Genomic DNA, 10,498 nt, shown 5'->3' on the forward strand with positions numbered 1-10,498 from the left:
TCGGTTTTTCAAACAAAAAAAGGGTTGACGCCCCAGAGCCAGATACGCATAATTCGGCCCGCACAGTGACGAGGCAACGAGGCACTGGAAGCAAGGTTGGCTATGTAGCTCAGTTGGTTAGAGCATCGCACTCATAATGCGGGGGTCACAGGTTCGAATCCCGTCATAGCCACCATCTCTAGTTGGGGTATCGCCAAGCGGTAAGGCAGCGGGTTTTGATCTCGCCATCCCTAGGTTCGAATCCTAGTACCCCAGCCATTATTTCAGTTGTCGGCATTCAAGTGTCGGTGACAGGTCAAGGGAAGCAGTGATGGGTGTTGAACTCGTCAGTGTGCCCAGGTTCAAATCCTGGTATCCCGGCCACTGTTAAAAGATGTTTGATAGACTCTGTCAGGCATCGCAGTTGGGGCATCGCCAAGCGGTAAGGCAGCGGGTTTTGATCTCGCCATACCTAGGTTCGAATCCTAGTGCCCCAGCCATTTTTAAAAAGATGTTTGATAGACTCTGTCAGGCATCGCTGTTGGGGTATCGCCAAGCGGTAAGGCAGCGGGTTTTGATCTCGCCATCCCTAGGTTCGAATCCTAGTACCCCAGCCATTATTCTGTTCTCTTCCACATCGTGGTTGACAACAAACGGCTATGTAGCTCAGTTGGTTAGAGCATCGCACTCATAATGCGGGGGTCACAGGTTCGAATCCCGTCATAGCCACCATTTTTGAAAACGTTCCTTCAATCATCTGATTGCAAAGAACACTGTTGGGGCATCGCCAAGCGGTAAGGCAGCGGGTTTTGATCTCGCCATACCTAGGTTCGAATCCTAGTGCCCCAGCCATTTTTGCTTGTATTCGACGCGAGTCGTGCACAAGACGGCTATGTAGCTCAGTTGGTTAGAGCATCGCACTCATAATGCGGGGGTCACAGGTTCGAATCCCGTCATAGCCACCATTACTCCTGCGGAAGTGGCGAAATTGGTAGACGCACCAGATTTAGGTTCTGGCGCCCTAGGCGTGAGAGTTCGAGTCTCTCCTTCCGCACCATCAAAAGCAGTACCAAACAGACCAGCTCAGGCTGGTTTTTTTGTATTCGGCGTTTACCGTTTTCCTCCCCCTCTCCATCTCATCGCTCACCTGCACCCCTGCCATGTATCAACGGCTGCGCCTTGTGCTCTCCTCTACGACGGCGCTGATGCCCGGCTCCCGGTTTATACATCCCTTTTCATGTCAGAGCACAGCGGGCAATAAAAAGGCGGCCCGCAGGCCGCCATGTCGTTTGCTGTCGTCAGAACGGGAAGAACCAGGGAATGGTGATGACGCTCACCACCATCACCAGCAGGGTGAATGGCACGCCGATGCGCACGAAGTCCACGAACCGGTAGTTGCCGGGGCCCAGCACCAGGGTGTTGACCGGCGAGGAGACGGGCGTCATGAAGGCCGCCGAGGCGGCGATGGCGATGGTCATGGCGAACGGATAGGGGGAGATCCCCATCTGCTGCGCCGTACCCAGCGCAATCGGCGCCATCAGCACCGCCGTCGCAGTGTTGGAGATGAACAGCCCAATGATGGCGCACAGAGCGAACAGACTGGCCAGCATCACCCGTGGCCCCATCTCCCCTACCGCCGAGATCAGCGCGCCGACGATGAGATCCACCCCGCCGGTCTTTTGCAGCGCCAGCGCGAAGGGCAGCATGCCGACGATGAGGATCAGGGTCGGCCAGTGGATGGACTTGTAGGCGCTCTCCATGTCGATACAGCGGAATTTGCCCATCAGCAGGCAGGCGATCAGCGCCGCGATCACGTTGGGCACCGGATCGGTCACCATCAGGGCGATCATCACCCCGAGGCAGATGAGGGCGTGAATGGCCTGGCTGCGGGCCGGCGCCATCTCGTCCACCTCGGCCGGCAGCCCCAGCAGCAGGAAGTCGCGGCTGTGGGTCTGCAGCAGGCGGATCAGGCTCCAGTTGCCCACCACCAGCAGGGTATCCCCCAACTGCAGCGCCTCGTCCACCAGCTTGCCGCCAAGCGCCTCGCCGGTGCGGCGAATGCCCACCACGTTGAGGCCATAGTGGGAGCGAAACGCCACCTCACGGATGCTCTTGCCGAGCAGGCGGGATTCGGGGATGAGCGACACCTCCGCCATGCCCACCTCCCGCGCTTGGTCGGAGAAGTATTCGCCGCGCAGGATCATGGGCTCGAGTCGCGCCTCGCTGCAGAACTCGCGCACGTCCACCTCGGGGTCGGACATGTCGATGAGCAGCACGTCCTTGGCCTGGAACTCGGTCACCCCGGAGACGGTGACCATCACCCGCCGGAATTTACGCCAGCGCTCCACCCCGATGACGTTGGCACCGTAGCGGGCCCGCAGTTGCAGCTCGTCCAGGGTCTGGCCGATCAGCGGTGAATCGGGCCGGATCGCCAGCCGGCGCGCCCGGCCGGCCAGCCGATAGTCGCGAATGAGATCGCGCATGGTGCTGCGGCCGATCTGCTTGCTCTTGCCCTCCTCCCCGTCACGCACCAGGGAGGTGCGCATCAGCAGCATGTAGAGGATCCCCATCCCCAGGATGATGACCCCCATGGGGGTGAAGCCGAAGAAGCCGAAGCCGTGGATGTTGTGGCGCATCAGCTCGCTGTTGACCACCATGTTGGGCGGCGTCGCCACCAGCGTCATCATGCCGCTGATGAGGCCGGCAAAGCCGAGCGGCATCATCAGCCGGCCGGCCGGGATCCCCATCCGGTTCGCCACGCTCAGCACCACCGGGATGAAGATGGCCACCACCCCGGTGCTGCTCATCACGGCCCCGAGCAGGGCGACCGCCACCATCAGCAGCACCAGCAGGCGAGTCTCGCTGCTGCCGGCCACCTTCACCAGCGCATCCCCCACCTGATAGGCGATACCGGTGCGCACCAGCCCCTCTCCCACCACGAACAGGGCGGCAATCAGGATGACGTTGGGATCGCTGAACCCCGCCAGCGCCTCCGGCAGGGTCAGGGTGCCGCTCAGCACGAACAATATGATGATCAGCAAGGCAACCACGTCCATGCGGACCTTGTTGCTCACAAACAGATAAATGGCGCCCACTAGCATGCAGAGGACCCAGACCAACTCGGAATTCACACTTACTCCTTTTGTTCAGCTCCACCCCGGTCGGAGCGGATTCCATCAGACCACAGCTCATTTCTCCCCGATTTGTTACATATCAATAAAGGGGCAGGGCATCATCGCATATCAGGGCGCCATCGGGGGCCTAAAGTTGCCCCTGCTGTTTGCCCATTCTTTGAGGTGGCTCGGCCCGGGTCGGACAAAAGTCCTGCCAGCCTCCCCCCGTCGCCCCTAGAATAGGCCCGGTTCACGCCCCCAATTTTCAAAGGAAACGAAAATGAGCATATTCGAGTGGTTCAGCATCAATCACACCCTGGTGACCATACCGCTGGGCGGTGGTTACGCCATGTCGTGGATTGAAGCCGTCGGCACCCTGTTCGGACTGGCCTGCATCTGGTGCGCCAGTCAGGAGAAGACCATCAACTACCTGTTCGGGCTCATCAACGTCAGCCTGTTCGCCATCATCTTCTTCCAGATCCAGCTTTACGGCCTGTTGATGCTGCAGCTGTTCTTCTTCTGCGCCAACCTCTATGGCTGGTACGCCTGGACCCGGCCGGCCAACGCCCAGGGGGATACCCTGCAGATCCGCTGGCTCAGCAAGTCCAAGCTCATCGCCACCGCCGCCGTGAGCGTGCTGGCCATCGCCCTGCTGACCCTCTATATCGACCCGGTGTTCGCCGCCCTGGCCCGTACCTCGGTCGCCCTGCTCAATCTGTTTGGCGCCAATCTCGCCACCCCTGAGCCCTCCCCCGATGCCTTCCCCTTCTGGGATGCCAGCATGACGGTGCTCTCCGTGGTGGCCCAGATCCTGATGACCCGCAAGTACGTGGAGAACTGGATCCTCTGGGTGGTCATCAACATCATCAGCATCGGCGTCTATGCTGCCCAGGGGGTCTATGCCATGTCCCTTGAGTACCTGATCCTGCTGTTTATCGCCGCCAACGGCACGCGCCTGTGGATGGTCAGCGCCAAACGCCCGCAACAGGAAGTGATCGCATGAGCCTGCTGCCCCATCTGCAATGTCGCCCGGACCAGATCGCCGAACGGGTGGTGCTGTGCGGCGACCCGGCCCGGGTCGACCGCATCGCCGGCCAGCTCGATGAGTGTGACGTGCTGGGCCAGCACCGGGAGTTTCGCCTGATCAACGGCCGCTACCGGGGGCTGCCCGTCACGGTGTGCAGCACCGGCATCGGCGGCGCCTCCGCCGTCATCGCGCTGGAGGAGCTGGTGCAGGCGGGCGCCCGCGCGCTCATCCGGGTCGGCTCTGCCGGCGCCCTGCAGCATGAGATCGCGCTGGGGGATCTCATCGTGGTGGAGGGAGCGGTACGCAGCGAAGGCGCCTCGCAGGCCTACCTGCCCCCCGAGTACCCCGCCTGCGCCGACATCCGCCTGCAGGCCGCCCTGCTCGCCCATCTCGGCGCCAGCGGCCAGCCTCATTGGCACGGGTTGGTGCGCTCCCACGACAGCTTCTACCGGGATGACGAGCAGGAAGTCTGTCGCTACTGGCACGCCCGTGGCGTGCTCGGGGCGGACATGGAGACCGCCTCCCTGCTCGCTGTGGGGCGCCTGCGCAAGGTGCGGGTGGCCGCCGTGCTCTGCAACGTGGTGGCCTTCGAGCAGGACGTGCAAGCGGGGGTGAGCGACTACGCAGCCAGCGAAGCCGCCATGATGACCGGCGAGCGGTTGGCCATCGCCGCCGCCCTCCACGCCCTGACGCAATAGACCGGGTTTGCCGGGGCCGCAGCGGCCCCGGCAAAACGTTAAGCCCGGCACATTCAGAGGCGCCAACGCTGGCATCCCGCCTGCGCTCTTGCTAGCCTCATGGCCCTCGTCAAGCCGGGCCTTCACCATGCAGCAACAACCCTATCCGCTCGGTCGCTTTCACACCGAGCTTGCCGCACTCGAACCGCGCTTTGCCGCGGCACTGGCAGACTGCACCCTGTTTTCGCGCCGCTACCTGCCCGGTGAACCCATCATGCGCCAAGGGGAGTTGTGCGAGCAGCTCTATCTGGTGGCCCAGGGCCGGATTTCCCTCAACAGCGCGGTGCACTCAGGGCGGTTGTTTCAGCTCGGCGAAATCGAGTGCCATAGCCAGATCTTCGGCGAGATGGAGTTCTTCAGCGCCACCCCGGTGCAGTGGAGCGTGGTGGCCGAGACCGAGCTGGACGCCGCCGTCATCTGCGCCGACAAGCTGGCCAAACGGCTGCTGGCCGAGCCCGAGCTGACCCTCTTCTTCGCCGCGGCGCTCGCCAGTGACTATCTCGATACCCTGGACATCACCACCAGCCGGTTGCTGCACCCCATCGCCTACAACATCGCCTTCGAGCTGTGGCGCGAGCGCCAGCGCACCCCCATGCTCGGCTCGCGCAAGCGGGCCCACGAGGCGGCGCGCTTTGGTACCACCGAGCGGGTCTATCGGCGCGCCCTCAAGGAGCTGATCGAACAGGGCATCGTCGCCGATGGCAGCGACGGCCCGGTCATCGCCGATCTGGCCAGGCTGCGCGCCTACCTCGACCTTTGATTTCCATTCACCCTGTCAGGAGAGTGCCATGTCAACCTATCCCGAGTTCACCTTCTTCAGCCGCTTCGTCGCCGACATCCAGGCCGGCCGCAAGACCATCACCATCCGCGATGAGAGCGAGGCCAACTGGCAGCCCGGCCAGCGACTGGCCCTGTTCACCAACCCGGAGCACCAGCCCTTTGGCACCATAGAGGTACTCTCGGTCAAGGCAGTCGCCTTCGATGAGCTCAATGATGAACACGCCCGCCAGGAGAACATGACCCTCCCCGAGCTCAAACAGGTGATCCGCGACATCTACCCCGCCCTGCCGCCGTTCTATGTCATTGAATTCAAACTGCTTGATTGAGCCGGATTTGGTCTTTGCCGAGCGATGTGTTAATAGTGTCCTCTTTTGAATCAGGGAGGTGACCCGAGTGTTTGAGATAGCGAGCCTAAGAGAAGGGATGATGCACGGGGTCGAGCTGTTCCAGCTGCTGCTGGAGATCATCTCCATCGCCTGCGTGGTGATTGGGCTGGGCAAGACCCTCTGGCTGGCGGCGCGGGTGCGGGATCACGAGCCCGGCTTTCCCCATATCCGGCTCTGTTTCGGCAGCTGGCTCATTCTGGCGCTGGAGTTCCAGCTCGCCGCCGACATCCTGGCCACCACGGTGGCACCGAGCAAGGAGGAGCTGATCCGCCTCGCCATCATCGCGGTGATCCGTACCTTCCTGAACTACTTCCTCGGCAAGGAGCTGGAAGCACAAGCGGAACGCCAGCAAGACAAAGCAGAGCGCCAGCAGGAGCTGCGCAGCGAGCAGGCCAAGGCGGCTCAATAGCCCGTTACCTTGCGCTGCATCATCGCTGAGTGCCGTGCCATCCCGACCACCGCAGTGGCTCGGGATGGCCCAGTTGTGAGCCTCCCCTCACTTTTGGCAATCAGTCAACTATGGAACCCTTTTCAAGGTTTCCCCTGCCCTGTCGAGGACCCGCTCATCTGCGTAAGATAAACCATCGCTTCCCCCAACCGGCCCAGCTGATGAACAGAGACCCGCTCCACCTCGACCAGTGCGTCATCTACCAGATCTACCCCATGAGCTTTCAGGACAGCGATGGCGACGGCATGGGCGACATCAACGGCATTCGTCAGCGTCTCGGTTATCTGGCCACCCTGGGGGTCGATATGCTCTGGCTCACCCCCCTCTATCGCTCCCCCAAACGGGACAACGGTTACGACGTGGCGGACTACCGCACCATCGATCCCGCCTTCGGCACCCTGGCCGAGATGGAGCAGCTGGTAGCCGAGGCGGCCGCTCACGGCATCGGCATCATGATGGATATCGTCGCCAACCACACCTCCACCGAGCATGAGTGGTTTGTGCAGGCGCTGGCCGGCGATCCCCGCTATCAGGGCTATTACGTGTTTCGCGACCAAGCCTTTGTAGATGCCCATCCGGTTACCTCCATCTTCGGTGGCAGCGGCTGGCAGTACGTGCCGGCGCTTGATCGCTACTACCTGCACAACTTCGATGCGAGTCAGGCCGATCTGGACTGGGACAACCCGGCGGTGCGCGCCGAAATGGCAGAGGTGATCAACTTCTGGCTGGGCAAAGGGATCAAGGGATTTCGCTTCGATGTGATCGACATGGTGAGCAAGGAGTGGGACCGGCTTGCCATGAGCAATGGTCCGCGCCTGCACGACTATATCCGCGAGCTCAATGCCGCGAGCTTCGGCGGCAAGGGGATTATCACGGTGGGGGAGACCTGGGGAGCGGATCTCGCCCATATGCAGTGCTACTCAGCCCCTGATGGCAGCGAGTTCAGCATGGTGTTCAACTTCGAACATCTGGGGCTGGGCAGTGACAAGTGGACCTCCCGCTTCGACCCCCTCGCCTTCAAACGGGCCATGGCCCGCCACCAGCAGGGGCTGCACGGGCAGGGCTGGAACAGCCTGTTTCTAAATAACCACGACCTACCCCGCGCCGTCTCCCGTTTTGGCGATGACAGACCCAAGTGGCGTGAAACCAGCGCCAAGCTGTGGGCCATGGTGCTGCACCTGATGCAGGGCACTCCCTTCATCTATCAGGGGGAGGAGCTGGCCATGACCAACCGCCACTGGCAGCCGGACGAGCTGCGCGACGTGGAGGCGATCAACTACTGCGCCAGCCAGGCGGAGCTGGCGCCTGCCGAGCTGAGTCAGCGGCTCGATGCCATCGGCCGCGACAACGCCCGCACCCCGATGCAGTGGGACGCCGGCCCCCACGCCGGATTCAGCACGGCCACCCCCTGGATTACCCTCAACGCCAACCACATTGAAGTCAACGCCGCCGAGCAACTGGCCCGCCCCGACTCGCCGTTTCACTGCTATCGCCAGCTGATCGCCCTGCGCAAGGCCCATCCCGTCATTCGCCACGGCGACTTCGAGCTGCTGGATGGGGACGCCCCCGATCGCATCGGCTATCGCCGCCACTGGCAGGATCCAGCAAGCGCAGAGCGGCACACCCTACTGCTGCTAGCCAACCTCACAGCGCACCCTCTGGTCATGCCGCACCTTGACCAGGTGAAGGCCGGTGCCATCCTGCTGATGAACAACTACCCGGGGCAGCCCACCGCCACCTTTGCCTCCTATCAGGCGGCCGCCTGGCTGCTGCCAGCAAGAGAGTAACGGGAAGCGCCATCCTCCGCCACGGGGGGCCCCTGCCCCCTGATGCTCTCCCTTCCCTCGGCGGTCGATACGCCCCGGCGATTTACTCACTTAAAAACTTCGCGTTTTCAGGCCCGCACCGCCTTGCCAGGCAATATCCAGTCACGGCTCGCTATCGACAATTGAAATAGTTCAACACCCTGTTTTTATTGGTAATAAACCCCATCAGAAACGACATCTTTATCATCAGGTGGCGATATTAAACGCTGTTTAGTCAGGGTTAAAAGTCAATTCAGATTTGCGCCCTTGTGGTTCTTGGCGAGCTCCTTATGGTTTCCATCCGAAGCGTGCGGCACGGTGCCGCACGCCGAGGTTCAGGCTCGCGGGCACTCTCCCGCCATAACAACAGGAAATCATCATGCGCAAAACCGGCGTGGCACTCGCCCTCTCCACCCTCTTCTGGTTCCACTCGGCCATGGCGGCCCCTCTGATCTTCCCGGACGATCCGACCCTCACCGACGGCCAACACTCCCCCGCCCTCGCTCGCAGCTTCCAGCTGGCCCAGGACGATCTGGGCAACCGGATCCACCAGCTTCACCTGCCCCTCCAGACCGAACCGGAACTGGTGGCGGAGCTGGAGCAGATCGGCAGGGAGCAGGGGTTCTCGGTCAGCACCCACGCTGACATGTACACCTGGACCGAGGACAACATGTGGCTGTCGCGCGATGGCGCCCTCATCTTCCGCCCCCGGGCGCCGCTGGCCAACAAGGGGCGCTACCACGCCTTCGTCACCGCCCTGACCGAGCAGAGCCCGGAGGCCGAGCAGGAGGGGCACCACAGCCTCGGTAGCCAGGATTCCCAGGGGCTGGATGATTACATGCTCTCCCAGGCCAATACCTTCGCCGAGGCGCAGGGGCGCGAGCTCATCCCCACCTTCTCCATCATCGATGGCGGCAACATGCTGACCGGCCAGCGGGCCGACGGTACGCCCTATGCACTGATCGGCCGCGATGCCCTGCTGCAGACCACCCTGCACCACAGCCGGCTGGACAGTGAGCGCATCGCCGCCTTGCAGGAGAAGATGGAGCGCGACGGCGAGTTTCGGCTGCAACTCAGCGAAGAGGAGTGGCTGGGCAGCCCCTATACCTTCCAGAAGGGTCATGACACCGAGGTGGACCTCATCCTGCTGGAGGCCGCCAACCTGCTGCCGCAGGGGCTGGATGAGCCGCAGCGCCACGCCTTTGCCAGAACCGCGCGCGCCAAGGCCGAGCTCGCCAAGTACGAAGTGGATGGGTCAACCCGGGAGGCGGCGGAGCAGCGGATGTTTCTGAGCCCGCAGCAAGGGGAGCGGATTGCCGAACGCTATCGCGCCATCCATGGCCAACCGCTGCCGGCCTCCTTCGATCTGCTGACCCGCCTCAAGCAGGAGTACGCCAGCCTGGTGGTGACTGCCGAGCTTCACTCCGAGTTCAATGATGAGCAGATAGCCCAGACGCTGCCGACGCTGGCGGCCGATGCCGCCACCCTGGCCCGGCTGGGCCGCATGTTGCAGGCCGGCGGCTACCAGCGAACAGGGCTGGCTGGCGCCGAGCAAGATCATCAGACCCGCCGCTTCCTCGCCATGATGGCCATCAGCCAGCGCCTGATGGCGCAGGAGCTCAAGGTGGCCGAGCGGGATCTGGTGATCCTGGCCCAGCCCGGTTTTCACCTCGACATGGCCATGCGCCCGCTGGCCGATGGTCGCATCCTGCTGAACGATCATGCAGCCAGCGCAGCGCTGATCGAGCAGGTGCTGGCCAGCGATGCCACCCTGAGCGAGAGCGAACAGCAAGAACTTCGCCAGAGCGTGACCAACCTGCGCCAGCAGAGCGAGCGCTGGCACAAGATCCACGCTCTCATCCGCCAGCAGTTGATCGATGCCGGCCTGACCCCCATCGCCACCCCGGGCGTGTTCAGCGTGGGCAAGCGGCCGGTGAACTGGATGAACGGCATCATGGGCACCCGCCAGCAGCCCTTCTATATCACCAATGCCGCCAGCATCGCCCCCCTCAATCAGGCCTTCGCCGCCTGGCTGCAACGCGAGGTAGCCGGGCTCACCCCCTATTTCGTGGGTCAGGCTGCCAGCAACAAACGGGAGGAGTTCAACCAGGCGGAAGCCCTGCTGCGCGGCAGCGGCGGGCTGGATTGCATCACCCTGCACCACGAGTAGGGCAACCCCCTCGCACGGGCCGGCAATGCATCAGGCGGGTCCGTTCCCCGCCG

Annotated in this window: 8 protein-coding genes and 8 tRNA genes; 15 read left to right on the forward strand and 1 reads right to left on the reverse strand. The window is 62.7% G+C overall.

From position 1 onward, the window contains the following. Positions 1–98: 98 nt before the first annotated feature. From PG899_RS10625 to PG899_RS10660, 8 genes are all read left to right on the forward strand, one after another. Positions 99–175 (forward strand) — tRNA-Met (locus PG899_RS10625). An 8-nt stretch (positions 176–183) separates the two neighbouring features. Next, a tRNA-Gln gene (locus PG899_RS10630) sits at positions 184–258 on the forward strand. Between the two features lie 146 nt (positions 259–404). Beyond that, a tRNA-Gln gene (locus PG899_RS10635) sits at positions 405–479 on the forward strand. Positions 480–521: 42 nt separating this feature from the next. Further along, positions 522–596: transfer RNA gene (locus tag PG899_RS10640), tRNA-Gln, on the forward strand. Positions 597–634: 38 nt separating this feature from the next. Beyond that, positions 635–711: transfer RNA gene (locus tag PG899_RS10645), tRNA-Met, on the forward strand. Positions 712–756: 45 nt separating this feature from the next. Beyond that, positions 757–831 (forward strand) — tRNA-Gln (locus tag PG899_RS10650). Positions 832–867: 36 nt separating this feature from the next. Next, positions 868–944, forward strand: a tRNA-Met gene (locus PG899_RS10655). Between the two features lie 8 nt (positions 945–952). Next, positions 953–1,036 (forward strand) — tRNA-Leu (locus PG899_RS10660). A 241-nt stretch (positions 1,037–1,277) separates the two neighbouring features. Here PG899_RS10660 and PG899_RS10665 read toward each other — a convergent pair. Continuing rightward, positions 1,278–3,110: an SLC13 family permease gene (locus PG899_RS10665; RefSeq protein WP_190283942.1), complete on the reverse strand. Its 1,833-nt coding sequence runs from the start codon at positions 3,108–3,110 to the stop codon at positions 1,278–1,280. Between the two features lie 262 nt (positions 3,111–3,372). Here PG899_RS10665 and pnuC point away from each other — a divergent pair, with 262 nt between their 5' ends. From pnuC to PG899_RS10700, 7 genes are all read left to right on the forward strand, one after another. After that, complete coding sequence (gene pnuC / locus PG899_RS10670; protein WP_190283941.1) at positions 3,373–4,095, forward strand: nicotinamide riboside transporter PnuC; 723 nt, start codon at positions 3,373–3,375, stop codon at positions 4,093–4,095. Then, positions 4,092–4,817, forward strand: coding sequence for a nucleoside phosphorylase (locus tag PG899_RS10675; protein WP_190283940.1), 726 nt, complete (start codon positions 4,092–4,094; stop codon positions 4,815–4,817). Before pnuC ends, PG899_RS10675 begins: the two co-directional genes overlap by 4 nt. Before the next feature lie 127 nt (positions 4,818–4,944). Continuing rightward, complete coding sequence (locus PG899_RS10680) at positions 4,945–5,616, forward strand: Crp/Fnr family transcriptional regulator (protein ID WP_190283939.1); 672 nt, start codon at positions 4,945–4,947, stop codon at positions 5,614–5,616. A gap of 28 nt (positions 5,617–5,644) precedes the next feature. Beyond that, positions 5,645–5,962: a N(4)-acetylcytidine aminohydrolase gene (yqfB, locus tag PG899_RS10685; RefSeq protein ID WP_190283938.1), complete on the forward strand. Its 318-nt coding sequence runs from the start codon at positions 5,645–5,647 to the stop codon at positions 5,960–5,962. 67 nt (positions 5,963–6,029) lie between these two features. Continuing rightward, entirely contained in the window at positions 6,030–6,431 is a 402-nt protein-coding gene (locus PG899_RS10690) for a DUF1622 domain-containing protein (RefSeq protein ID WP_041218660.1), read from the forward strand. A 200-nt stretch (positions 6,432–6,631) separates the two neighbouring features. Then, positions 6,632–8,257: an alpha-glucosidase gene (locus PG899_RS10695; protein WP_190283937.1), complete on the forward strand. Its 1,626-nt coding sequence runs from the start codon at positions 6,632–6,634 to the stop codon at positions 8,255–8,257. A 397-nt stretch (positions 8,258–8,654) separates the two neighbouring features. Continuing rightward, the gene (locus tag PG899_RS10700; protein ID WP_190283936.1) at positions 8,655–10,445 is read left to right on the forward strand and encodes a hypothetical protein; all 1,791 of its coding nucleotides are present in this window, start codon (positions 8,655–8,657) and stop codon (positions 10,443–10,445) included. Positions 10,446–10,498: the final 53 nt, after the last annotated feature.

This window comes from Aeromonas sp. QDB39 (assembly GCF_027707585.1).
In the GTDB taxonomy this organism is placed as follows: domain Bacteria; phylum Pseudomonadota; class Gammaproteobacteria; order Enterobacterales; family Aeromonadaceae; genus Aeromonas; species Aeromonas hydrophila.